Here is a 23,422-nt window from a genome sequence, read left to right on the forward strand (position 1 = left end):
TCTCAGGCGTTGCTCCGGCCCGGCCGCCCGTCCGCCCACCCGAGGCGTCAGGCAGGGCCGGGAGGCCGTGGCCACGCCGCCTCCGGGTCGAACAGCTCGTCGTGGAGGAGACAGTGGTGCAGGGAGGCGAGCAGCTTCCCGAACAGGCGCCGCAGGGCGGCGTTGTGCCGGTCGCCGGCGGCCCGCCGCTTGTCGTAGTGGGCTCGGCACTGTGGGGACTTCGTCAGCGAGGTGAACGCCCAGTAGTGCCCGTACGCGGCCAGGCGCTTGTTCGCCGCGACCCTGCGGTGCAGGACGGTGCGGGAGGTGCCGCTCGCCCAGGTGAACGGTCGGGCTCCGGCGTAGGCGGCGAGGCCCTTCGCGGTGGCGAAGCGCGTGGGGTCGTCTCCGAGTTCGCTGAGCAGGCGCGCGCCGGTGAGCAGTCCGACGCCGGGGAAGGACAGGTAGATGCGGGACTGCGGGTGCTGGCTGAACAACTCGCCTGCTGCGGAGGTGAGTTCGTCAACGCTCAGGCAGGCTTCGCCGAGGAGCCGCAGAGTGGCGAGGACTTCTTGCCCGAGGGCGTCTTCCACTGCCGGGGGGTTGCGCAGGACCGGCTCGCGGAACAGGGTGAACAGGCGATCCGTCTCGGAGTCGAGGAGCCGGGTCCGGCCGGCGCGATCGAGTGCGGCGCGGATCTGCCTGCGGGTGAGACGGGCGGCTTGGCCGCTGCTCGGGGCGAGGGCGATCACCTCCCGCGCCTCGGGGCGAACGAGTCGGCCGTCCAGGTGCCCCCAGGCGGTCACGGCGGCCGGGTGCACCGCCCGCAGCTGCGAGCGCAGCTGGAGGTAGTGGTACTGGCGGGTCCGGGAGGCTCGGAGCTGGGCGCGGGTCAGGGCGCCGACCGCGTCGGCTTCCTCGGAGTTGGTGTGCAGCGGGCGGTGGGCGTGGCCGTCGGTGCGCAGGATGTTGGCGAGGAGCGCGGCGTCCCCAGCGTCGGACTTCTTCCGGTTGCCGGGGTTGAGACGGCCCCGGTACCGGGCGACGGTGGACGGGTGGATCGGGATCACGGTCTGGCTGTGGCGGCGCAGCGCGTTGACGAGCAGGCCGCGGCTGGCCTCGATCGCGACCGGCACCGACCGGCGCGAGAAGGTGTGACTGGTCCGTAGGCCGGAGAGCACCGCGAGGGCGTCGCGGACTCCGGCCGGGGTCGCCTCAAACCGTGTGCTGGCGATGACTTCGCCGGACCGGTCGACCACGGCGAGATCGTTGAGGTGCTCCGACCAGTCGACGCCGGCGAAGAACTTCGGCGATACCACAGCGCCCCCTCGGCCTGGTGCCGCCCGGGATGTCCGCCGACCCCACCGGTGAAGCCCGCTGGCCACGACACAGCTCGGGCACGCCGGCGGACACCCCGCCCGGGTGGCGCGAGAGTGCGCCACGAGTGGAAGTTAAACCTTCCAAGGGTGTTCGCGCAAGCAAGATCATCCGAAACGGGGCAGGATGAGGCGGTCACATCCCCGGAAGCCAGGAGTCGCGGTGCCACGCAACCATCAGGTGCCACGATCGTTCGTCGCGGAGGGGGAGTGGCCGGACGTCAAGCTGACTGCGGACGCTCCGCCGGAGGCGGTTGTCGGGTATGCCTTCGTGCTCAAGGTCCGAGCCGCGATGGATGCCCGGTCGTGGTCAGCGAGGTACACCGCCGAGAAGGCGGGCGTGAAGCACACGACACTCAACGACCTGCTGGCCGGACGGGCCCTACCCGGCCTGTCGACCATCGTCGGCCTGGAGATCGCCCTCCAGCTCGACCTGTACCCGGCCGGGCTGTGGGCCGAGATCGCGGAGAGCGGCGACCAGGCCCGAGGAGGCCGCGCCGACCTGGCCGGATGACAAGTGCGGGCCGCCGGGTGAGGCTGTTCGTGGGCGCTGCTATCTTCTCCGATCATGAACGTGGGTGGGATGCGGCAGGCTGCTGCCGTGGTGACGATCGTGCTGGTCGCGGGCCTGTCGGCCTGCACGTCGAAGAGCGGTGCGCCGACGGCGGCCACGGTGCCGTCGCCGACGGCGTCGGTGGTCGAGGGCAGCCCGGAGTGGGCCGCGAAGTCGCTCGGCGACCGCCAGCGCAACAAGGACGCCTCGAAGGTGGTCGGCCGGTACGCGCAGCTCGCCATCGTGCAGCGCGGCGACCGGCAGGGTGACCCGGAGCTGTGCGACGCCGAGTGGGAGAAGTTCACCCCGGCGCAGAAGGTGATGGTCGACCGGGACGGCTTCGACGCGGGCTGCCGGATCCCGGCGTAGGGACTCCGATCACGAAGGCGCGCCGGAGCGCCAACCGGCCGCGGCTGGCCCGGTCCGCTACACGCTCAGCAGTGGTGGGGTAGCGGGGCCTCGCTGCGCCTGCGGGGCGGAGAGGGTCTTCCAGTGGACCGCGACGTAGACGAGGCCGCGTTCGAGGTCGATCTGTTCGACGTGGCCGTGGCCGGCAAGGCCGCTCTCGGGCTCGTAGACCTCGACCTCAGCGTGCTCCTTGAGCTCGCCAGTGACATCGTCCAGTCCGGCATACGTGAGATTGCCTCGGACCCGGACATTAGGGTCGATTCTGATCTTGGTCATGACCAGCTCCCTCGGTAGCTGAACGCCTCGACGAAGAGATCCACGTGGCGGATGTCCAGTATGGGACGTTCCACGCCGATGTCCACAGAGTAGTGCTCCTCGATTTCGCCCGGGTTCCCGTCCTTCCAGAACGTGAAGCCGTGTCCGATTAGATCTGATGCTGCTGGACAGCGGAGATACCAAGGGTTCATGGCCTTGTTGATGTCGACCTCCGCGGCCCTCAGGAGCCGTTCGGTCGTTGCATCCAGGTCTTCGTCGTCCTTCGACGTATCGGCGAAGACGGACAGGCCGAAGCGTCCAGACTCTATCTTGGCGAGGTTCGCGTGGTACTCCAGTCGGTCACGGGCGATCGGCCTGAAGCGGATCACAACGGCGCTTGGGGATAGGGCTGCAAGCATGCTCTCAGGCTAGGTCGGCGGGTTGAAGGCCGCGCGTCAGTGGACCTCGTGACAGGCGTGCCAGGCCATGGGTCTAGGCCAATCTGCGGTCAGGCGGTGGGCGCCCAAGCCGGGCCGGAAACTGGCCGCCCGCCGCTGCGGTCTGATGCTGAGCGCGTAGCCGTCGAAGTCCAGGCGTCCCATCGTGATCCCCTTCTGTCGGTGAGCTGGCAGCCGCAGCGGGGCGGCGGAAGCCGTTCGATCTCCCCGTAGGCTGAGCGGTGGCGTGGGGCCTGGTTGCCTAGGAGGGCAGCATCGTGGGCCTGCGCGAGCTGATCATCGACGGCTGGTCGTGGCTGAACTACAAGCCGGTCATGGCCACCGTGCCCCGGCGGGGTATCGGCCCGTTCGGGGACCTCGCCTCCGGTTGGGTGCCGCCGGAGGACCTGCGGCGCCTCCAGGCGTACAAGCTCCTCGCCGCGTATGACCACAACCAGGCCGGGCAGCTCGCCTACGCGGCCGGCGACGAGTCCGGCCAGGACCGGCGGGAGCTGGGCGACCCGGCGAAGCTCAACTCGGCTGCGCTGAACTACCTCCTCGGCGCGTCGCAGAGCATCGTCGTGCCCGGGGCGGAGGGCGACGGCGGGAAGCCGACCCCGGAAGCCGTTCTTGCCCGGGACGTGCAGGACCGGCTTCGGGCGTGGGCCCGCAAGGAGCTGCTGCCGATGAGGATGCAGCAGAGCGAGCGGTCCGCGGTGCGCTACGGAGACGGCGTGTTCACCCTCGCCTGGGACGCGCAGGCCGCCCGGCCGGTGCTGCGGACGATGGACCCCGGGTTCTTCTACCCCGAGTGGACCGAGGACGAGGTCGACTCGGCGCAGTTCCCCGCCCGGGTGCACTTCGCGTGGGAGCTGCCGGAGGACCCGGTCACCGGACAGAAGGCGAGGCTGCGCCGCATCACCTACGAGCTGGGTCCGATCGGCGGGGCGACCGTGCCGGTGATCCCGGAGAAGGGCAGCCCCTACCGGGAGTGGGCGGCCGGGCCGGACGGGGAGCGTGTCCTGCTGCCCGGAGACCGGACGGACCCGGCCACGGGGCAGGTGACCCGCACCTACCCGTGGGCGCCGGACCACCCGACCGGCGTCACCTGCTACCTCACCGACGCGGAGTGGCTGCTCGAAGACCTCAAGGCCGCGCACAACGTGTACGCGCTGCCCGCAGACAAGGCGACCTACCGGGTGAGGCGGGACGGGCAGGTCCTCCAGGCGCTGGACCTGCAGATCGACTTCGTCCCGGTCGTGCACCTCACCAACTCGATCCCGGACGTGGGCGAGCACTGGGGGCAGCCGGTGATCTCCCGGGTGATGCAGGTCCTGGACGAGGTCGCCGCGACCGACACGGACTCCTCCGCCGCCTCGGGGACGACCGGCACGCCGATCGTCGCCCTGTCCGGGGTGCGACTGCCGAAGGACCGGACCGGGGTGCCGGTGCCGCTGCGCGTCGAGGCCGGCACGGTGTGGTCCCTGAACGAGGGCGGCTCGATGTCGACCCTCGACACCTCCCCACAGCTGCGGGAGCTGCGCGAGCGCACCGACCACCTCCTCGACCGGCTCGCGGGCAACAGCAGGCTGACCGCGTCCGGCCTCGGCACGGTCCAGCCGTCCGAGGTGCCGTCCGGGTACGCGCTGGCCCTCGCCCTGGGCCCGCTGGATGCCCTGGTGGGGGAGATGCGTCTCGCCCGCGCCCACAAGTACGAGATCCTGCTGCGCATGGTCGGCCGCCTCCACCAGGCCGGACAGGTCGGCTGGCCCACCGGTGAGCTGCCCGCCGCTGAACTCGTGTGGGGGCCGCACGTGCCCACCGACAAGGCGGAAGCCCTGGACCAGGCAGCGAAGGGCTACCAGGCCGGGCTGTTCTCCCTGGAGACGTGCGTGCGGATGCTCGCCGACGCCGGGTACCCGATCACGGACATCCCGGAGGAGGTGCAGCGCATCCAGGCCAGGGCCTTCGACGCCGCTGCCCGCCTCGCCGACGCCACAGGCGACATCGCCGCAGTCAGGGCCTTCCTCGGACTGCCCGCCGGAGGGCCTGCAATCCCCCCTGCGCCGCTCCAGAAGGTCGACCGGTAGAAGATCACTCCGCAAGGGCCTGACGGCCTCCCAGGGGCCCTCTGGGGCCTCTGGGCCCTTGCGGGGGCTTGTGGCGTCCGGGGGTGATCCTTCCGTCGTGACCAGGGCCTCCTGGCCCCCTGCGGCGACAGCCGTGGGGGGTTGGGGGGAAAGGTAGGAAGTAAGTAGGAACAAAGGAAAGAAAGGGGTTCCCCTGGCGTAACCCACAGGGTTCCCCTCGCGTAACCCATGGGTTCCCCCGGGGGAACCCTCGGGCCATCCTCTATGGGTTCCCCCGGGGGAACCCACTTCTGTGGCGGCGGTCTGCTGCCGGAATCGAGTGGGGCACGAGTTCAGCACGCAGCACCAGTTCGGCGTCTTTACCTCCGCGCCCCGGTCGAGGGAGTAGCTACACTGATCACTGGCGCGGGGGCGCTGTTGCGGAGGAATCCGATGACTGCCCCCCTGCCCCAGGCCGCCCCGCCCGCCGGAGACCCGGCCGCACCGCAGACCCCGGCCGCCACTGACCCCGGCAGCGCCCTCATCACTCAGGACACCCTGACGCGGCTCCTCGCCCGCGAGAAGGACCAGGGCTCCCGCGCCGGCGTGAAGAAGCTCGTCACCGACCTCGGCTTCGCCGACGGAGCCGCACTCCAGGCGTGGGTGGAGGCACAGCGCACCGCCGAGCAGGCCGCCCTCACCGAGATCGAGCGGCGGGAGCAGGCCGCCACCCAGCGCGAGCAGCAGGCCCAGCAGCGGGAGCAGCAGGCCCTCCAGCGTCTCCAGCAGGCCGTCCGTCACGCCGCGCTGAGCCGCCTCGGCGCGACCGGCGCGGCCCTGGACGACGCGATCCGTCTCCTCGACGTACCCGACGACGCCGACGACCAGGCCGTGGCCGACGCGGCGAAGGCCCTCGCCGACCGCCGCCCGGAGCTGTTCGGCCCGGCCGTGCCGCCCGCCACCCCGCCCGCGCCGAGCGGTTCCCCGGCCGGAGGCCCGCCGCCGCGCGGTCAAGCCCCCGCCACCAGCTCCTTCGGCACCGAGATGGCCAAGCGGCGCGGCTACCTCACGTCCTGACCGGACACCCCTCATCGTCTGACCCGGCAGTGAACCGGGACCAGGGGACCACGCCCCTCACCACCGACGTGGACGGCACCACCAGCAGGTGAGTGCGTGACCGCCAGCTCCAGAAGGCGATCACACCCCTTGACCGTCCAGCCGATCACCACCACGGCGAACCTCGCCCACGGCCGACCGTGGCTCGCCAGCCTCCACGGCACCGACCAGACCGAGACCGTCACCATCGACGCCTCGAAGCTCACCGCCGGCACCCACTACGTCGCGTCCACCGACCCCACCCAGCCCTACAGCCGCGTCCTGTCCGGCGTCCCCCTCGGCAAGATCACCGCGTCGGGCCTGTACGGGCCGTACGACCCGGCCGCCGCCGACGGCCGCCAGATCCTCGCCGGACTCGTCTTCGACGAAGCCCTGTTCGCGCCGGGCCAGCCGAAGATCCCCTGCGCCCTGCTGTGGCACGGCTCCGCCCGCGCCTCCAAGATCCCCGGTGGCATCGACGTCACCAAGATCACGGCCTCCCCCGCCGGCGCCCTGATCCGCTGGGGGGCCTGACATGTCCCTCCAGGACCTCATCAAGGGCGTCTCGTCGGCCGACCTGACCACCTTCGCCCGCGCCATCCCCACCCCGGCGGACTTCCTCCTCACCAGCACCGTCTTCCCGACCCTCGTCGTCCCCGAGGTGAAGTGGCGGATCAAGAGCAACGGCCGCCGCGTCAACACCGCCAAGTACCGCGCCTACGACGCCTCCGTGGCGTTCGCCGAGCGGACCGCGTGGGAGACCACCCGCGAAGGGCTGCTCCCTGCCCTGGGCCAGAAGCTCATCGTCGGCGAGCAGCAGCAGATCCTCCTGGAGCAGGCGCACGGCGCCGACCAGGACCGGCTGCTGGAGCTGCTGTTCGACGACGCCGAGCGGCACATCGAGGCGATCCGCTCGCGGCTCGAACTCGCCGCCGGTGACGTGCTGGTGGACGGCCGCTTCACTCTCGACGCGGCCACCGAGAACGGGCTGAGCATCGAGGTGGACTTCGGCGTCCCGGCCGGCAACATGCCGGTCGCCCCCAAGCCGTGGTCCGACCCGACCTCGGACCCACTCGCCGACGAACTCGGCTGGCTCCAGTACCTGGACGACCTCGGCGCACCCGAACCGGAGCTCGTCGTCACCTCCAAGCGGGCGTTCAGCTACCTCGCCCGCAACAACGCCTACCGGGCCGCCTACTACCGGAGCGTCAACCCCTCCAACACCCCGACCCGCACCCTCACCGTCTCCGAGGTCAACGCCGTCCGCAACGACTACGGTCTCCCCCCGGTGACTCTCTACAAGGCCCAGGTCAACGTGGACGGGACGGCGACCAAGGTCCTCCCGGACGACCGGTGGATCATGCTGCCGCCGGACCGGGCGAAGTGGGGCCAGACCATCTACGGGGTCACCGCCGAGGCTCTGGTCCTCGCGCGGGGCACCAACCCGGAGATCGTCAAGGAGGACGCCCCGGGCATCGTCCTCACCCGCGGTGTCCAGGACGACCCGGTGCAGATCTGGACCAAGGGCGGGGCGGTCGCCATGCCGGTCCTGCACACCCCGGACTGCCACATCGTGGCCAAGGTCCTGTGATGGCGCGCCGTCTCGCCTTCGCCGTCCACCTGGAGGACCCCGCCACCGGGGACCGCCTGGTGCTGCTGCCCGACGAGATCCCGGCCCGGGAACTCGCCGAGCTGATCACCCACCCCGGCGCCTGGCACCCCGACGACGGGGACGACACCAACCCGGAAGCCGACGACGAGCACGACCCGGACGACCACGGGGACGACTCCGCGCCCGACGCGGACGGCCCGCCGGCCACCAAGGCCACCCGCACCCGCAAGACCCGCACCGACACCGACTAGCCCCCGACCACGGCAGGACCGGCACCCCACCAACCCGGGGTGCCGGTCCTGCCGCCACGACGATCGGACCCGCACGTGGACCCCGCCGCCCTCGCCTGGCTGCGCGCCCAGCTCGGCCCCAGCACCGACACCGACGACCTCACCGCCCGCCACACCCGCCTCGGCACGGTGCGCGCCGTCGCGCTGGAAGTCCTCGCCGAACGCCGCGCCGCCCTGCTCGCCGACCCCCTCCGGCTCGTGGTCGACGGCGTCGTCACCATGGACCGCAGCGCCAACCTCACCGGCCTGGAACGCCAACTCGCCGAACTCCACGGCACGCTGGGGCCCGACGAGACCGCGCCCGGCGGCGACACAACCCCCCAGTTCGACATGAGCGTCCTGACCCCGGCCCGCCGAACCCGATGACCGACTCACCGCGCGCCGACGCCGAGCAGGCCGCCGACGACCTCGGCACGGCCTGGCAGCCCCTTGCCGCCGCACAAGCCGCCGTCCTCACCGCCCTCGCCGCGGGCCGCCGCACCGCCCGACTCGCGTCCGCCCTCGCCGAGTTCACCGAAGCGATCCGCACCTTCCACCACACGGTGGACGCGGTGATCGGCGACTTCGCGCACCGCGAGGTCGCCCGCCGCTACGAGGAAGCCGCCCGCGCCGCCACCGCCGGCATCGGCCGCACCTTCGAGTGGACACCCACCCACCAGGACACCCTGCGGGCCCTCACCGCCGACACCTACAGCGACCTCCTCCGGCGCGCCCAGGAGACCGTCCGCACCTCCGGGGCGTTCTACCGCGCCGCCCGCGCAGCCGCCCGGCACGACCTCCCGCTCCTCGCGGTCGGCCGCGCCACCGCACCGACCGGCGCTCGAGCACTTGCCGACCGACTCGCCTCCACCTACCAACTCGACCGCGTCGTCTACCGCAACGGCACCCGCATGCCCGTCCAGGCGTGGGCCGAAGCCGCCCTCCACACCCGGGCGGCCGTCGCCACCAACACCGGGACGCTGGCCGTCGCCCGCGAGCACGGCATCAGCCACGTCGAGGTGTCGGACGGCTACGACTGCGGCTGGACCAGCCACCCCGACCCCGACAAGGCCACCCGCACCCTGCGGAGCGTGGAGGAAGCAGCCGAGTGGCCGATCTCCCACCCCCGCTGCAACCGGGGATTTCGGTTGCAACCCGACATCAGCCCGGAAGCCTGACAGCCCCAGTCGGCCGCCGCTCCCGCGCAACCGGGAGGCGTCCGTGCCGGGATCACGCTGCTGATCGCACAGCGTCGATGAACTGGCCTACTCCTTCGACGTGTTGATGCCCGCTCAGTGCGGGCGCGAGGTCGCTGATCTGACGGATGCAGCGCGTGGACCCGGTGTGCCGGGCGAGGAGCAGTGCCTGATGTGCGGTGGACGCGCCCTGGTCGACCTCGCCCTGGCGCAGGAGGCTTTCGGCCTCGTAGGCGAGGAACACCGCGCGGGTCTTGTCACGGGCGGTGGGCAGCAGGGTGACGCCTTCGGTGATCTGGCGATGGGCGGGACCAGGTTCGCTGAGGTCGATGAGGCAGCGGCCGGAGTCGACGGCGAGGTCGGCGGGGCTCATCCACGAGCACCACGCGGGCGCGGCGGTGGTCGCCACGTTCAGGGAGTGTTCGGCGGCGTCGAGGGCGCGTCGGCAGGCTCGGGCCTCGCCGGTCATGGCGAGGGCGCGGGCGCGGCGCAGGTTCAGCAGGGAGCGGGCGGTGGAGTCCTGAGTGCGGGTCAGGGCATGGTCGAGGACTTCGACGGCGGGTGCGCCCTGGCCCAGCCACATGCTCTGGTAGGCGAGGTCGGAGAGGATGCCCGCGCCGCGGTCGGTGTCGCCGGCGTGGTGGGCGGCGTGGAGGGCTGCGGTCCAGTACCGGGCGGCGGCGGAGTGGTGCTCGTGGTCGAACTGGTGCCAGCCGATGGTTTGCGCGAGGGAGGAGGCGAGCAACTGGAGCCGCACACCGGTCTGTTCGCTGTAGGAGGCGCTCTCCAGAAGGCCCACGACCGTGTCGTAGTAGGAGTCCAGCAGGGGAGCGGTGTGCTGGCGGTCGGCGGTGGCCAGGGAGGTGAGCTGGTGGACGCTGGTCTCCAGCCAGCCGGCGAACTCCGGGTCGACGGTGCGTCCGTCGGTGGCCGTGGCGGCGAGGGCGGGGTCGAGGGTGGCCCACTGCTGGGAGAGGGTGATCATGGCGGCGGGCGCGAGGCCCAGCAGGGTGCGGCGGTTGAGCATGGCGCGGCGTTGGGCCTCTCTGAGGGCGGCGACCGTGGCCCCTGTGCCCAGGGGGAGCGGTGCTTCGGTTCCGGGCAGCCAGTACGGCCAGCCCAGGGCGGTGACGTGTTCGGGGTCGACGCCGAGGGCTTCGGCCATCAAGAGCTGGGACCACTCGCTCGGAGGGCGGGCGGTGGGCCGCTCCCAGGCGTACACCTGCTGCTTGGTGGTGCCGGCGCGGCGGTCGCGGCGGCGCGCGGCAGCTCTCATCGCCACCGCCAGGTCGGTCATCGACATGCCCCGCAAGGCCCGGGCGACGGTGATCGGGTGCTGGAAACTCTGCGCGTCCACGGACCCCATCTCAGCACCCGCCGGGTCCCGGGCGGGCCGAAACGAGCGGGTTCCATTACCCCTCCATGACGGCTGAACCCTGTTGTACCGCACGGAGGTTCGGTTGTACTCGCACCTCCGGGCCGATCGGCCCGCGTGATCGAACGACTGCGCGGAGGTTGTGGTGGACGACGTGGTGACCGTCGCGGTGAGCGGCGCGGACAACACCGGCAAGACCAAACAGCTGGGCATCATGGCCCGCCGCCTCGGCGCGGTGGCAGCCCACGCGGGTCCGCTGGACGCGCACGACGCCCGTTGGGCGGAGATCAAGACCCAGGGGATGGGCACCTGGTGGTGGCACGACGCCCCGGTGCAGGAGGTCGCCGATGTCCTCGCCGCCTCCTACCTCGCTCGCTCCCGCCACGCTGCCACCCTGCCGGGCGTGCGGCTGGTGGACCGCGGCCTGCCGATGCTGGAGGCATCGCTCGCGGCGACGGTCGCGGTGCGCGAGCAGCTCGACCCGAACAGGGCGGCCGACCGGGCCCGCCAGCTGCTCACCCCGTTCGCGGCCGAGCTGGCGGCGGCCGAGTCACGGGAGCAGGGCGTCCTGTTGCTGCACGACGAGGACCCCGAGGCTGGCACCCGCCTGAGCCTGTCCCACGAGGCGAGCGTCACCGACACCTACGCCGCCTACCAGCGGCACCTGCACCACCAGATCCACCGCCTCGCCGACGCGGGCCGCTTCGCCGAGGTGATCGTCGTCGCCGGGCGGCCGGTCGTCGCCGTCCAGGACGAACTGCGCCGCCTCCTCCACCCGCACGCCCCGGCCATCCCCGCCAGGTGCCTGCCCGGCCTCGGCGTCGTCGCGCTCGGCGGCCTGTCCGAGAGCGGCAAGAGCACCATGGGGGAGTACCTGCGCACCCGCCACGGCCACGACCGCCTCAAGATCGGCTACCTGATCGAGCAGGCCGCCGCCCACGCCGGCATCACCGACCCCTACGCCCTGCCCCCGGTGGTGCGCGCCGAACTGCTCCTCGACGGACTCGACCGCTACGCCGCCGCCCACCACTACCTCACCCGCATCACCATCGAATCCCTGCACGAGCACGACGTCACCGCCGAGCTGCGCCGGATGCTCGGAGGCCAGCTGACGGTGACCTACGTCGAGGCCGCCGTCGAGGTGCGCAAGCGGCGCGGCACCGCCGGGGCGGCCGACGTGGAGGTCCGCGACGAGATCAAGCAGGCGAGGGGCGCCGGGCGGATCAGGGAGATTGCCGACCTGGTGGTGTCCAACAACGGGACCAGGCTGGCGCTGGAGCGGCAGTTGGACCGGCTCGCGCTGGACGCCGCCTGGCCGGTCGTCGCCCCGGCCACCGCTCCGGTGAACACCCTCGGCCTGCCGCTCGCGTTGGAGGTCTTCCTCACCGCCCTGCTGGAGCGCACAACCGGCGGCGACCGGCCGGTGATCGACCTGCTCGCGGTCACCGGCTCCGGTGCCCGCGGCAAGTACCAGGCCGGCTGGAGCGACCTGGACATCTTCGTCATCGCCGAACCCGACCGCACCGAAGACCTGCGGGCCGCGCTGGCGGAGGCGCAGCAGACCCTCGGCGCGGTGAAGCTCGGCATCACGGTGCTCAGCAGGGCCGAGTGCTTCGCCGGCACGGTCACCTCCCGCCTGCTGCACGTCCTCACCCTCCTCGGCTCGGGCGCCCTGCTGCCGCAGTGGGTGCGCCCCGGGCTGCTGATCCCGGCACCGACCCTCGCCGACGATGTCACCGCGAGCATCAAGGCCGGTGTCCAGGCCGCAGTCGAGATCCGCCGCCAGCTCCTCAAGCCCGCGCCAGACCTGCGCGCCCTCTACAAGATCACCGCGCTGCTGGCCAAGATCCTGGCCCGCTTCGAGGACGTGGAGCGCGCTGGGGACGAGGAGGCGCTGTCGGACCTGGTGGCCCGCGTCGGCGCCCAGCCCGAGCTGGTCGCGGCGGCCCGCGACGGCCACGACGCCGCCCGCGAGCTGGCCGCCCTGGTCCTGGCCCAGTGGACAGCCACCCTGCCGCCCGCCGCCGTGGTGGCCGCGTGAGCGCGTTCGGGCGGCTGGTGTTCCGCAAGCGGATGCCCCGATCAGCCGCCACCGCAGAGGAGTTCGGATGGCGGCAGCTCGCCGGCCGCCTCCAGGTCCCGCACTTCCACGGCCGCACCCCGGCCGACGAGGGGTGCGACGTGCTCGCCTACGAGGACGTGTTCGCCTCTGGCCGATCCGGGCACCTGCTGGGCGACCTGATCGCGCTCGCCGACGAGGACCCGGCCGCCGCCGGTCCGGTCACCGCCCTGATTGACGCGGTCTGCGACGACCTGATCGCCGCCGTGGCCGGCAGCGGGCGCACCGCCGCCCTCGCCGAGTGCGTGCCCGGCCTGTACGCCGACCGCATCCGCCCCGCAGGCCGCATCGACACCTGGTGGCTCGACCCCACCCTCACCCTCAGCACCGGCACCGACGCCCTCCCGGCCGTGCGCGACCTCACCAACTGGACCATCACCGCCAACGGACACCACCTACCGCTGGACGTACCCGCCGCGATCCGCACCACCCGCACCGCCCTCGACCCGGCCACCCGCTGGACCACCGCCCTCACCCAAGGCGACCCCACCGAACCCAACATCACCAACACCCCTACCGGGCCCGGCGCGGTCTGGCTCGACTTCGAATACGCCGGCCGCAACACCATCGCCGGAGAAGCCGCCAACCTCCTCTGGTACCTCCTCGCCCTCGGCGGCTGGCTCGTCCCCCTCCACCAACGCGACACCTACATCCGCACCCTGCGCCTCCACCTGCCCCCGGCCGCGCACCCCACCGTCGAGCACGCCGGACTCTCCACCCCGCACCGCCACCTCGACCTCCGCTACACCTGGCCCACCGGCCCAGGCCGCCAAGCCGCCCTCCACCGACTCCTCGCCCGGCTGCGCACCGACCTCGGCGCAGCCGCCGACCTCCCGCCCGGCCGCGAACTGGATTACCTGCGACCGTTCCTGACCGCCCGAATCCTCGGGGTGATCGACCCCCGACGGCTCGGCGACACCGAACGGCTGCTCCTGCTGGCCAAGCTCGCCGAACTCCAGGCCGGTGAAGCCCAGTTCGCCCACACCGACCCGCTGACCACCCTCACCTCCGTGGAGTGACCGTGACCATCACCCTCCCCGAACTGCCGCTCGCCGCCCGGCCCCTCCAGGGCCGCACCGCCCTGGTGACCGGCGCGGCCACCGGCATCGGCGCCGCCACCGCGAAGGCCCTCGCCGCTGCGGGCGCCGCCGTAGCCGTCGCCCACCACGCCCAGATCGGCCAGGCCCGCACCGTCCTGGAGGCCGTCCGCCGAGCGGGTGCCGACGGCATAGAGATCAGCGCCGACCTCACCGACCCGGACGCCGTCGCCATGATGGCCGACCAGGTCCGCTCGGAGGTCGGCCCGGTGGACATCCTCGTCAACAACGCCGGCGCCTACCCCAGGATCAGGTGGGAGGACACCGACGAAGCCGCCTGGGCAGCCGCGTTGGAGATCAACCTCACCGCCCACTACCGCACCTGCCGCGCCGTCACCCCCGGCATGATCGACCGCGGTTGGGGACGGATCATCAACGTCTCCTCCGTCAACGCCCGAGTCGGGAGGGTCGGCCTGACCGCCTACAGCGCCGCCAAGGCCGGACTCCTCGGCCTCACACCCTCCCTGGCCAGGGAACTTGGCCCGCACGGCATCACGGTGAACACTGTCGTACCGGGGGCGATCCAGGTGAGCGCCGAGAACGACCTCCCGCCCCATCACCGTGCCCGCCCGGAAGACCAGATCGCCCGGCAGTGCGTCCCCCGCCGGGGCCAGCCCGACGACGTCGCCGCCGCCATCGCCTTCCTCGCCAGCCCCGCCGCATCCTTCATCAGCGCGCAGTCGTTGAGCATCGACGGCGGCTGGCAGCCCAACTGACCACCTTCCGAACCACTATGGAGACCACCATGCCGAAGCAGCGCGTCCGCGCCGTCCTCGTCACCCCGGCGGGCACCACTCTCGTGATCAAGCGCATCAAGCCCGGCGCTGACCCGTACTGGGTCCTCGTCGGCGGTGGCGTCGAGGACACCGACACCAGCAACGAGGCGGCCCTGCTGCGCGAGATCCGTGAGGAAATCGCCGGCGAGGCCGAGGTCCTGCGCCACCTCCACGAACTGACGAACAACGCGGGCGAGACGGAGCACTTCTACATCGCGCGGGTCACCACGTGGAACTTCGCCGATCGCTCCGGGCCCGAGTTCGAGCGGAACGACCGCGGCGAGTACCTCCTTGAGGAGATCCCCCTGACCCCCGAGGCCATCGCCGCCCTCAACTTGATGCCGCCGCAGATCAAGGACGTGTTGGCTGCCGCGACCGGCCCCGGCGGCCTGCTGGCCACGGCGTAGCGTCGCGGACTCCCACACGGGACCGGTGCGAGCCGCTGCCTCCAGCCGAGAGCGCCAGCCACGCACCCACGTCGTACAGTCAGGCCACCGATCACACGAGGACAGGACGTGCACGACCACGAAGAGGAACCGTTGGAGCAGTGGGCCGCGCGCCGCAAGGCCAAGGCCCGCCCGGTCGGGAAGCTGAAAGCCGTTCCCATGGGCGGCAGCGGCAGCGTCGGCGGTGCGCACGTCGGCCGGGACGAGCCCCGCCTGATCATGGGCTGGGACGGATATCAGTGGCTGCCCGAAGCAGTGGCCCCCGACTACCCGGCCGCGCAGCGCATCCTCAACGGGATTGAAGGTGACGGCGTGATGAGAGCGACCGTTGCACCGACGCTGAAGAAGCCCGGCCGACATCGCCGAACCACCTAGCGAATCATGGTCAACGGCTCTGGAGATTAACGAAGTTGGGAGAAATCGCGAGGGTCCAGTGCCGCCCCGAAGTGGAGGGATGTCGCTCGGTCTTCCTATGTACCTGACAGTCCGGCAATCGGTGGGAGACGATGGCGGCCGACGCAACTTCTCGCAACCGCTCGGTGAAGGGGATGACTATGCGGCTACGGTTCATCGCGAAGGACCCGAACAGCCCGGACGGCGACTCGCCGACCGTGTGGGTCGACGAGGACACCTCGGATCTGGTGATCCAGGGATGGAACGCCGACGCCGGCACTGTCGAGGAGTGCCTGCGCACCGGCCGAATTCCTGACCACGAGGGCGTGGTGCGAGTTCCCGCGCGGATGGTGCGGGCATTGAGGGAGGCGTGCGATGTCGCCGAGCGCGGCGCGGATCGACGAGCTGTTGAAGGCCACGGTGCGGACAGCAGTGCACCTGGAGATGCGTGACGGCTACACGCAGAACGATCCCGCACTCGACGCCTGGAAGGCCGGGCACCGGGCCGACCCGGGCGACCGCTCGTCCTGGTGGCGGCCGTGGCTCGACGTCATCGCCGAGGCCGTCGAGCGAGGCGTGGAGATCAGGCGGGCCCGCATCGTGTCGACACCGCCGAGCGAGTACATCCGGTACGAGTACGACGTGACCTTCCCGAACGTGGCAGCCGGCGAGCAGGTCCGCTGGCTGCCACGTCGGGACGCGTCCCTGATCCCGCTGCCCGGAAACGACTTCTGGCTGTTCGACGACCGCCTCGTGCGCTGGGGCCACTTCAACGGAGACGGCGACTCCCTCGGCGGAGAGCTGACCGACGACCCCGCCGCTGCGGCCCTGTGCTCGCGCGCGTTCGACGCGGTCTGGCACCGCGCCGTCCCCCATGACCAGTTCCACTTCTGACCGACGAGGACCATCCCCGCTACCAGCTGCTGACCATGTCCGCGTACACCCCGTCGTCCAGCGTCATCGCGGCCCGTAGAGCCCTGGCCGAGCAACTGCGCGACCTGCGCCGCGATGCGGGGATCACCGGCCGGGAGCTCTCCGCCCGCTGCGGATGGCACCCGGCCAAGACCTCCCGCATCCAGGACGGCAAGGCCGCACCCTCCGACGCCGACATTCGGGCCTGGTGCCAGGCGTGCGGGGTGCCCGAACGTGCTGAGAATCTGATCGCGGCGTCCCGCGTTGTGGACTCCATGTACGTCGAGTGGCGCCGCTTGGAGAAGACCGGGCTGCGCCAGGCCCAGGAGTCCGTCCTCGACCTGTACCGCCGCACTCGGCACTTCCGCGTCTACGCCCACCGCGTGGTGCCCGGCATGCTCCAGACCCGCGAGTACACCCGGGCGGTGCTCACCGCAGTACAGCGCGCCCGCGGCACGGAAGACGATGTCGACGCCGCACTCGACTCCCGCATGGATCGGCAGGCCATGCTGCACCGCAGCCGCCGTCGCACCTTCGCAGTCCTGATCGAGGAATCGGTCCTGCACACCAGCGTTGCCGACACCGAGACGATGGCCGGTCAGCTCGGCAACCTGATTGAGTTCAGCACCCGGCCCGCCGTGAGTCTGGGCATCATCCCCTTCCACGCCGGCCGACGACGCTCCCCGGCAGAGGACTTCTACATGTTCGACGACGTGCAAACCTCCGTCGAACTCGTCAGCGGATACCTGCGGTTGACGCAGCCCCACGAGATCGGCGCCTACGCCCAGGCGTTCTCCGACTACTCCGACATGGCGCTCTTCGGGCCCGACGCGCGCCGAAGGCTCGCCTCCGCACTCAAACGCTACCGGTGAGCGCGCGCAACTACTCGCAACTCTTCTACACCAACCGTGAGCACCCCACTACCGTCGAGCACATCCGGTTGTCGGCCCCTGCAACACCGGGCCGTCACCGCCCCGCCGACCAGCTCACTCGAGGAACACCATGACCACGGACACCCAACCGCACGGCCGCGTCCTCGCCGACGAGCACCTCGAACAGTCCGCCCGCCGCTCCCCGCCCGGCAGCCCCGGCCCGGCCGGAACGCACGACCTGCACCTGCTACCCGCCTACTACGCCCTCGTCGCCAGCGGATCCAAGACCGTCGAGGTGCGCACCGCCAGCCCGGCCAAGAACCTCATCCGCCCGGGCGACCGGATCGACTTCCGCACCGACCACCACCAGCCGGTCTCCTGCGAGGTGATCCGCGTCGCCCGCTACCCGGACTTCGCGGCCCTCGTCAACGCAGAGAACCCGGCCGCGATCAACCCGACCACCGACCGGCGCGGCATCCTCGCCGCTCTGCGCGGCATCTACCCGCCCACGAAGGAGAAGCTGGGCGCACTCGCCATCGAGATCGCCCTGTTGCCGGAGCGCCACTCCGACCGGTAGCCAGCTGGGCGGCGGCAGCACGGCCGGACGACCTGCCGAATGGAACGGACGCGCAGGGCACGCGCCCAGGGAGCAAGATCACGAGCAACGCCGCATCCGCCACCCAGCGGACCGGGCCGGTACAGCACTGCCGGAGTCGCCAACTCCCTTTCGGGTACTACAGGATGTTCCACCGAAGGTCATGGCGATCCCGGCGAAGGCCCTCGACGCGCGACACCACCTCGCCCAGCGTGCTGGTGCCAGCAGCCGCCCGCTTGGCGTTCGTGGTGATCATCCGAAGCTCGCGGAGGTCACGCAGCACCCCGTAGCCGGACCAGCCAGTCACGTCGAAGCCGTACCGCTCGGCGAACTGCTCGTAGTGGGCCCGGCCGTAGCCGAAGCGGCGGCAGTGGATCTCCACCGTGACGCAGTCCAACTCGGGCGGTCCGAAGCAGGCCGTGTCCCAGTCGCACAGCACCGCGGAACCGCCGTGGTGCAGCGCATTGCGATGCTGCGGATCTCCCTGGAGCAGGCCCGGACGAACTGCGTAGCGGACTTCGGCCAAGGCCGATTCGAGGTGATCGAGGCGCTGCGCCAGGAAGGACAGGTCCGCAGGCGGCAGCCCGGTGATTGCCGCGAGGGATCGGCGGATCGCGCCGACCGTGTCGAGCGTCCGGACATCAAACGGAGGAGGTGAGAGCCGGTGCAGGGTACGAAGCGGCTCCGCGAGGAGCGCGGCTGGCACGGGATCGGCGGGCTGCGGGAGGTACTGCCAGAAGGTGATGGCGTGCTCGCCGACGAGCACCGGCTGCTCCACCGGGAGCAGTTCGACGGTGGGGAAGTCCTGGCTGCTGAGCCACTGGACCAGCCGCACAGTGCGCTGGACGTCGGCCACCGGCGTGCCGGCCCGCGCGATCTTGGCCACCGCTCCGGCGCCTTTCAACCGGAACACCGCGTTGGTGTGGCCGCGCAGCATCTCGGCGCCAACCGGGTCGACCCCGATGCGGCGGCACGCCTCCTCGAGGACGGAGTGGACCTCGGATTCGGCGAAGCCGCCGATGACAACCGGAACAGTCATGCTCGTAAGGCTGACGGGAAGAGGCCGGTCCTGTCACATCCTGCTGGTCGGGAGGGCCAGAAGCTCGCCAAGGTCACGGACAGCCCGGGACGAGCGGACCTGCGCGGGCAGTATGGCGATCACCTCCTGCGCGCGAACCCCCAGAATCTCGGTGCGGTACTCCTCGGGGACCGTCAGGAACGTGTGAGCGGCCAGCTCGCACGCCTCGGTGACGCTCCGCTCCTGGACCAGGCACATCGCCTCTTCAAGGGCCAACAGAGCCGGGTCGATGCCGCTGTCGCCGACGTACAGCGCCAGGGCTTCCTGCTGAACGCGCCGTGCTTCCCGCAGGTCACCGAGAGCGGTGTGCGCGCCAGAGAGGTAGAACAGCAGGCGCCGGCGGGGGAACGCCCAGGCGTCGGTTTCGTCCGAGGGAGGGCACCGCTCGAACAGCTCGCGTGCCTGGACGATGGCCTCCCGGGCACCTTCGGCGTCGCCCTGGCGGGCGCGAGCGCGAGCCTCGGCAGCGGCGGCGAACGCCCCAGTGACGGTGGCTCGGCCGCGGTTCAGCAGGCGGGCCTCCCGGGTCAGCGCGACGGCTCGCTCCAGCGGGCCGTAGTAGTAGGGCAGCATCGCGGCCTGGACACGGACGCGGGCACGGAGGTCACCGCTGCCGCTATCGTCGGCGGCCGACCGGGCGGTTCCGTACCACAGCCGGGACTGGTCGAGTCGTCCCAGCTTCATCAGGGCGTCCGCGACGAGGGTCGCCAGCACGGCGATCATCTCGGACAGGCGGCTCTGGACGGTGGCGGGTTGGCGGTCAGCGGCCAGCAGCCGGACCTCTTCGAGGATCCGGACGAGTCGGCCCAGCATCTCGGTCGGCGGCGAGACGATGTAGGCGCGCCGAAGGTCCATGACCTGCTCGTCCAGGACCTCCAGCTGCGTCGCGCTGGCCGTTGTGCTGGCCAGGGTCCCTTCGACCGTGCGCCGGAACGTGTCGACCAAGTCGCCGAAGGGATCAGGGGCGGCGACGGGAACGACCTGCCGAGGCAGGCTCAGAGAGCCAATCCCCGGCCGTGCCGTACCAGCAGTCGCTGGGCCGGCCTCCGCTCGGTAGTCGCCGGCGACCCCGAGCCCTTGGGCATTGGTCTCGTACAACCGGCACAGCAGGTCGACGGTGCCGACCCTCGGCCTCCGGCCCTTCTCCCACGCCGCCAGTTGGTCTTCGTCCACGCCGGGGAGAGGCAGTCCCAGCCGCTCACACAACTGCACCAGCTCGGCGACGGCCTGACGCAGCGTCCAACCCCGCGCGAGGCGGTGCGCCCGGAGGAGGCTCACGCCACAGCAGGCCGCGATCTCCGCCACCGTGTCCGTGACGGTCCAGCTGCTCGCCGCGGCGCGTTCCCGGATGCGCGCCGCACACGACGGCTTGTGAGCCACAGCCCACCTCCTCGGTAGCCGAACTAGGGGTGATCGTAGCCACCGAGTTACTAGCCGGGAGCGGAAAACCGCAACTAGTTACGGCTCTTGCCCCATCGAAGCCGGAAATCCGCGACTTCGGGCGTCAACCAGCAAGAACTTCTGATTGCCGCTGATGAGGGGTTCCGAGACCCTCTCTGAACGCGCCGACCGCGTTGCCCTCAACGGCCCGGGAACACCTGCAGACCAGCACTACCCGGAGGATCGCCATGCCCGCCATCACGTTCAGTGCACCCGTCAAGCTCGACTCCGTCCCCCACCTCCGCAAGCGTCTACCCACCGAACTCGCGGCCAGCGGAGTCGAGCTGACGGACGACGAGGTCTTCGCCGTCAAGGTCTGCGTGACGGAGCTCGTCGCCAACTCGATCACCCACGGCTTCCAGGGGGAGGCCGGCAACGAGTCCGCCGAGCTGACCATCACGGCGGACACAGACCGCACCACCGGTACGCTGCGGCTCACCGCGTTCGACCCCGGCCGAGGAAGGCCGGTCGAACGCGCCAGCGGGCTGCACGAGTTGAACGGACGCGGGCTGACGATGATCCGCGCCTACGCCTCCGGCCTCGGCTGGGGCCCGGCACCCGACCCGGGCACGAACGTAGTCGGGCAGCAGGTCTGGTGCGAGCTGACGATCCAGTCGCTCACCGACCAGGCCGACACCGCCACGGCGGACGAGCAGCCGGTCAGCCGGTCGGACATCACTCTGCAGATCGCATCGCTGCTCGCCGCCTCGGCCGTGCCGGCGGCTCGACCCACGATCCGTGTCGGCAGCCTCCGAGCCACCCTCACCGCAGCCTGACCGCACTACGCCCTGGTCGCCCACATATTGGCCTGGCGGATTGGCCTGCCCTGGTGCCGTCTTCGGCCCGGGCCACTCTCTCCATCCGACCTACTCCGAGGAGGACACCCGTGATCGACAGTGCCACCTCTGCCGTCTTACCGCTTGCCGTCGAACGGCTCCGTGAAGCCCTTCGGCTCGCCGTGCCGGACCTCCCCGACACGGCGGCCGACGAGTCGGACTTCCTGCTCGTCGACCCGCCCGCCCTCCGAGCGCACCTCGAAGCTCACCTCGCCGACCAGAGCGGCCGAGTGCGGGTCACCGGCACGCTCGACCGCCGCCTGATCCTTGTCGAGCGCCTCGACGGGCGGTGGGTGATCGCCGACCTCTCCGGCGAACCCCACAACACCAGGAACTGGCCGACGCGCCTGACCGGGCACCTCGCTCTCGACGAGCACGACTCGTGGCTGACGCTCGCCGACCTGGACGACGCCGCCGCCCACTACTTCACCCGGCCTGCCGTCACCATCGCCGCGCTCTACCACCCCGAGACCTTCCCGCTGCCCCGCTTCCCCCTCGGCATCAGCGACCTCGCACGGGCCGCCCGCACCACCCTGCTCGGTGAAGTCCGTCTGCTGGACATGCAGCTCGGCGTCACCATGGCGGACCTGGTGAAGGACCTGGTCGACAACGCCCCGGACATCCTCGGCATCTCGGCGACCTTCGGGCAGCACGACCTGCTGCTCGAACTCCTTGACACCGCCTACCAGTTGCCTACCCCTCCGCTGGTCGTCGCCGGCGGCAGCCTGACCGTCCGCAACGAGGCCCTCCTCCTCGACCAGTACCCGGACCTGCTGATCGCCCGAGGTGCGGGCGAAGCCACCATCCAGGACGTCCTGGCCCACTGGCACGGCGAGTTGGAGCGGGAGGCGATCCAGGGGATCGGCTACACCGGGGCCGCCCGCGGCGGCGGCATGCAGCTCGCCCGTCGCCGCACCGCCACCGTCCCGAACCGGAACCAGACCGACATCCTCCCCGAACTGGACCTGCTCCCGGCCACGTTCGCCCACGACGGAGTCGCCCAACTGGAGTGCTCGCGGGGCTGCAAGAGCGCCTGCTCGTTCTGCCCGCGCGGGCACAAGGGTCAGTGGTCGGGGGCCGAGCCCGCGTCCCTGCCGTGGATGCTCGGCGAGATGAGCCGGATCTTCGACCGCTTCCCCGGCACCTCCCGCACCATCTACAGCGTCGACGAGGAGTTCATGGGCGGCGGACCCGACGCCGTCACCCGCGCCCTCGACCTCGCGCACATGTTCCACGACGCGGGCTTCAACTGGGAGACCAGCTGCCGCATCGAGCAGGTCTACCACCCCGACCACGACCTCGACTGGCACTTCGAGCGCGCCGCGATGTGGCGCAAGCTCACCGAACTCGGCCTCCGCCGCTGCCTGTTCGGCGTCGAGTCCGGAGTCGACTCGATCCTCACCCGCTTCAACAAGGACACCAGCGCGGAGCAGAACGCCCTGGCGATCCGCACCCTGTCGGCGCTCGGCGTATCCACTCGCCTGACCTACATCACCTTCGACCCGCTGATGACCCTGGCCGAACTCGAAGCCACCCACGCCTTCCAAGGCCGCACCGACCTGCTCCTCAACCCGCTGCCGCACCTGGCGGTCGAGGAGATAGTCGAAGGCGTCCGCGACCCCGACTTCGTCGCCGAGCACGCCACCGGCCGGCCGCTGCACTCCGGTATCTCCTACATGCTCGTCAGCATGGAGTGCCTGGTCGGCGCCGCCTACACCAAGATGGCCGAGCAGGCCGGACTGACGGGAGCGGCCAGGCCCTCCATGGGCCGGGTGGACTCCCGCTACCTGGATCCGCGCATCGGCGAGGCCAGCACCGCCGCCCAGCTGTGGATCGACCGCTCCTTCCCGCTCGACTACACCCTCAAGTCGCTGGAGAAGGTCCTCGACGGCCAGCCTCGGCACTCCGTCCGGGCCGCCCGCACCGTCCTCAAGGACTCCGCGTACACCGTCCTGACCGGCATGCTCCACGAGATCACCAGCACACCGCCCGCCGATGGCACCGATCAGCTCGCCGCCGGCATCGCCAGCATGCTCGACCGCGAGTTCGAGCACCTGCGCGCAGTCGTCGGCCCCGAAGTCCACACGCTCACCGCGACCCTGCCTAGCCGGCACGCCGAGCGCCTGCGCAACCAGCACGACCGCTGGACCAACTCCGACGGCTGGCAGCTGATCAACGCCGCCGACCCCTGCGGCACCTGAACCCACCTTCCCGACCAGCAAGAAGGGAGAACG

At 71.2% G+C, this 23,422-nt stretch carries 26 protein-coding genes; 20 read left to right on the forward strand and 6 right to left on the reverse strand.

The window, feature by feature from the left end:
• Nucleotides 1-47 precede the first annotated feature (47 nt).
• The gene (locus F4556_RS25160; protein WP_184919825.1) at nucleotides 48-1,298 is read right to left on the reverse strand and encodes an IS110 family RNA-guided transposase; all 1,251 of its coding nucleotides are present in this window, start codon (nucleotides 1,296-1,298) and stop codon (nucleotides 48-50) included.
• A 349-nt stretch (nucleotides 1,299-1,647) separates the two neighbouring features.
• On the opposite strand from F4556_RS25160, the gene F4556_RS38450 reads away from it, so the two are divergent.
• Both F4556_RS38450 and F4556_RS25170 read left to right on the forward strand, forming a co-directional pair.
• Nucleotides 1,648-1,869 (forward strand): helix-turn-helix domain-containing protein, encoded by a 222-nt coding sequence (locus tag F4556_RS38450; protein WP_246511771.1) that lies wholly within the window; start codon nucleotides 1,648-1,650, stop codon nucleotides 1,867-1,869.
• A 54-nt stretch (nucleotides 1,870-1,923) separates the two neighbouring features.
• The gene (locus tag F4556_RS25170) at nucleotides 1,924-2,277 is read left to right on the forward strand and encodes a hypothetical protein (RefSeq protein ID WP_184919829.1); all 354 of its coding nucleotides are present in this window, start codon (nucleotides 1,924-1,926) and stop codon (nucleotides 2,275-2,277) included.
• Between the two features lie 57 nt (nucleotides 2,278-2,334).
• On the opposite strand, the gene F4556_RS25175 is transcribed toward F4556_RS25170, so the two are convergent.
• The gene (locus F4556_RS25175) at nucleotides 2,335-2,592 is read right to left on the reverse strand and encodes a hypothetical protein (protein ID WP_184919831.1); all 258 of its coding nucleotides are present in this window, start codon (nucleotides 2,590-2,592) and stop codon (nucleotides 2,335-2,337) included.
• Nucleotides 2,589-2,990, reverse strand: a complete 402-nt coding sequence (locus tag F4556_RS25180; RefSeq protein WP_184919833.1) for a hypothetical protein — start codon at nucleotides 2,988-2,990, stop codon at nucleotides 2,589-2,591. The genes F4556_RS25175 and F4556_RS25180 overlap by 4 nt, the downstream gene beginning before the upstream one ends.
• Before the next feature lie 296 nt (nucleotides 2,991-3,286).
• Between F4556_RS25180 and F4556_RS25185 the strand changes: the two genes are divergently transcribed.
• The 7 genes from F4556_RS25185 (at nucleotide 3,287) to F4556_RS25215 (ending at nucleotide 9,231) form a co-directional block, all read left to right on the forward strand.
• On the forward strand, nucleotides 3,287-5,098 hold the full coding sequence (locus tag F4556_RS25185) for a hypothetical protein (RefSeq protein WP_184919835.1): 1,812 nt from the start codon (nucleotides 3,287-3,289) through the stop codon (nucleotides 5,096-5,098).
• A 432-nt stretch (nucleotides 5,099-5,530) separates the two neighbouring features.
• On the forward strand, nucleotides 5,531-6,154 hold the full coding sequence (locus F4556_RS25190; RefSeq protein WP_184919837.1) for a hypothetical protein: 624 nt from the start codon (nucleotides 5,531-5,533) through the stop codon (nucleotides 6,152-6,154).
• A gap of 129 nt (nucleotides 6,155-6,283) precedes the next feature.
• Nucleotides 6,284-6,706 carry a head decoration protein gene (locus F4556_RS25195; protein ID WP_221503694.1) on the forward strand — a complete coding sequence of 141 codons (423 nt, stop codon included), beginning with the start codon at nucleotides 6,284-6,286 and terminating at the stop codon, nucleotides 6,704-6,706.
• A gap of 1 nt (nucleotide 6,707) precedes the next feature.
• Nucleotides 6,708-7,763, forward strand: coding sequence for a major capsid protein (locus tag F4556_RS25200; RefSeq protein ID WP_184919839.1), 1,056 nt, complete (start codon nucleotides 6,708-6,710; stop codon nucleotides 7,761-7,763).
• Entirely contained in the window at nucleotides 7,763-8,035 is a 273-nt protein-coding gene (locus tag F4556_RS25205) for a hypothetical protein (protein WP_184919841.1), read from the forward strand. Before F4556_RS25200 ends, F4556_RS25205 begins: the two co-directional genes overlap by 1 nt.
• Before the next feature lie 75 nt (nucleotides 8,036-8,110).
• Nucleotides 8,111-8,440, forward strand: a complete 330-nt coding sequence (locus F4556_RS25210) for a hypothetical protein (protein ID WP_184919843.1) — start codon at nucleotides 8,111-8,113, stop codon at nucleotides 8,438-8,440.
• Nucleotides 8,437-9,231, forward strand: a complete 795-nt coding sequence (locus F4556_RS25215; protein WP_184919845.1) for a hypothetical protein — start codon at nucleotides 8,437-8,439, stop codon at nucleotides 9,229-9,231. The genes F4556_RS25210 and F4556_RS25215 overlap by 4 nt, the downstream gene beginning before the upstream one ends.
• 52 nt (nucleotides 9,232-9,283) lie before the next feature.
• Here F4556_RS25215 and F4556_RS25220 read toward each other — a convergent pair whose 3' ends face one another.
• Nucleotides 9,284-10,606 carry an NsdA family TPR-like regulatory protein gene (locus F4556_RS25220; RefSeq protein WP_313068599.1) on the reverse strand — a complete coding sequence of 441 codons (1,323 nt, stop codon included), beginning with the start codon at nucleotides 10,604-10,606 and terminating at the stop codon, nucleotides 9,284-9,286.
• 163 nt (nucleotides 10,607-10,769) lie between these two features.
• On the opposite strand from F4556_RS25220, the gene F4556_RS25225 reads away from it, so the two are divergent.
• From F4556_RS25225 to F4556_RS25265, 9 genes are all read left to right on the forward strand, one after another.
• Complete coding sequence (locus F4556_RS25225) at nucleotides 10,770-12,665, forward strand: nucleotidyltransferase domain-containing protein (protein ID WP_313068601.1); 1,896 nt, start codon at nucleotides 10,770-10,772, stop codon at nucleotides 12,663-12,665.
• Nucleotides 12,662-13,762 (forward strand): hypothetical protein, encoded by a 1,101-nt coding sequence (locus F4556_RS25230; RefSeq protein ID WP_184919847.1) that lies wholly within the window; start codon nucleotides 12,662-12,664, stop codon nucleotides 13,760-13,762. Before F4556_RS25225 ends, F4556_RS25230 begins: the two co-directional genes overlap by 4 nt.
• A 2-nt stretch (nucleotides 13,763-13,764) precedes the next feature.
• Complete coding sequence (locus F4556_RS25235; RefSeq protein ID WP_184919849.1) at nucleotides 13,765-14,556, forward strand: SDR family NAD(P)-dependent oxidoreductase; 792 nt, start codon at nucleotides 13,765-13,767, stop codon at nucleotides 14,554-14,556.
• 29 nt (nucleotides 14,557-14,585) lie between these two features.
• Nucleotides 14,586-15,023, forward strand: a complete 438-nt coding sequence (locus tag F4556_RS25240; protein ID WP_184919851.1) for an NUDIX hydrolase — start codon at nucleotides 14,586-14,588, stop codon at nucleotides 15,021-15,023.
• A 108-nt stretch (nucleotides 15,024-15,131) separates the two neighbouring features.
• A complete protein-coding gene (locus F4556_RS25245; RefSeq protein ID WP_184919853.1) occupies nucleotides 15,132-15,437 on the forward strand; it encodes a DUF6087 family protein in 306 nt (101 codons plus the stop codon).
• A gap of 131 nt (nucleotides 15,438-15,568) precedes the next feature.
• On the forward strand, nucleotides 15,569-15,907 hold the full coding sequence (locus F4556_RS25250; RefSeq protein WP_313068603.1) for a hypothetical protein: 339 nt from the start codon (nucleotides 15,569-15,571) through the stop codon (nucleotides 15,905-15,907).
• Nucleotides 15,831-16,349 (forward strand): DUF6879 family protein, encoded by a 519-nt coding sequence (locus F4556_RS25255; protein WP_184919856.1) that lies wholly within the window; start codon nucleotides 15,831-15,833, stop codon nucleotides 16,347-16,349. Before F4556_RS25250 ends, F4556_RS25255 begins: the two co-directional genes overlap by 77 nt.
• A gap of 35 nt (nucleotides 16,350-16,384) precedes the next feature.
• On the forward strand, nucleotides 16,385-17,239 hold the full coding sequence (locus tag F4556_RS25260) for a helix-turn-helix domain-containing protein (RefSeq protein ID WP_184919857.1): 855 nt from the start codon (nucleotides 16,385-16,387) through the stop codon (nucleotides 17,237-17,239).
• A 130-nt stretch (nucleotides 17,240-17,369) separates the two neighbouring features.
• A complete protein-coding gene (locus F4556_RS25265; RefSeq protein ID WP_246511083.1) occupies nucleotides 17,370-17,816 on the forward strand; it encodes an ASCH domain-containing protein in 447 nt (148 codons plus the stop codon).
• Nucleotides 17,817-17,973: 157 nt separating this feature from the next.
• Here the strand turns inward: F4556_RS25265 and F4556_RS25270 are convergent, their stop codons facing one another.
• Both F4556_RS25270 and F4556_RS25275 read right to left on the reverse strand, forming a co-directional pair.
• Complete coding sequence (locus F4556_RS25270) at nucleotides 17,974-18,873, reverse strand: aminoglycoside phosphotransferase family protein (RefSeq protein WP_184919858.1); 900 nt, start codon at nucleotides 18,871-18,873, stop codon at nucleotides 17,974-17,976.
• A gap of 33 nt (nucleotides 18,874-18,906) precedes the next feature.
• Nucleotides 18,907-20,292 (reverse strand): helix-turn-helix domain-containing protein, encoded by a 1,386-nt coding sequence (locus F4556_RS25275; protein ID WP_184919859.1) that lies wholly within the window; start codon nucleotides 20,290-20,292, stop codon nucleotides 18,907-18,909.
• A gap of 248 nt (nucleotides 20,293-20,540) precedes the next feature.
• Here F4556_RS25275 and F4556_RS25280 point away from each other — a divergent pair, with 248 nt between their 5' ends.
• Nucleotides 20,541-21,128 (forward strand): ATP-binding protein, encoded by a 588-nt coding sequence (locus F4556_RS25280; RefSeq protein WP_184919860.1) that lies wholly within the window; start codon nucleotides 20,541-20,543, stop codon nucleotides 21,126-21,128.
• Between the two features lie 182 nt (nucleotides 21,129-21,310).
• Nucleotides 21,311-23,389: a B12-binding domain-containing radical SAM protein gene (locus F4556_RS25285; protein ID WP_313068604.1), complete on the forward strand. Its 2,079-nt coding sequence runs from the start codon at nucleotides 21,311-21,313 to the stop codon at nucleotides 23,387-23,389.
• Nucleotides 23,390-23,422 lie beyond the last annotated feature (33 nt).

It is taken from the genome of Kitasatospora gansuensis (assembly GCF_014203705.1).
In the GTDB taxonomy this organism is placed as follows: Bacteria; Actinomycetota; Actinomycetes; order Streptomycetales; family Streptomycetaceae; genus Kitasatospora; species Kitasatospora gansuensis.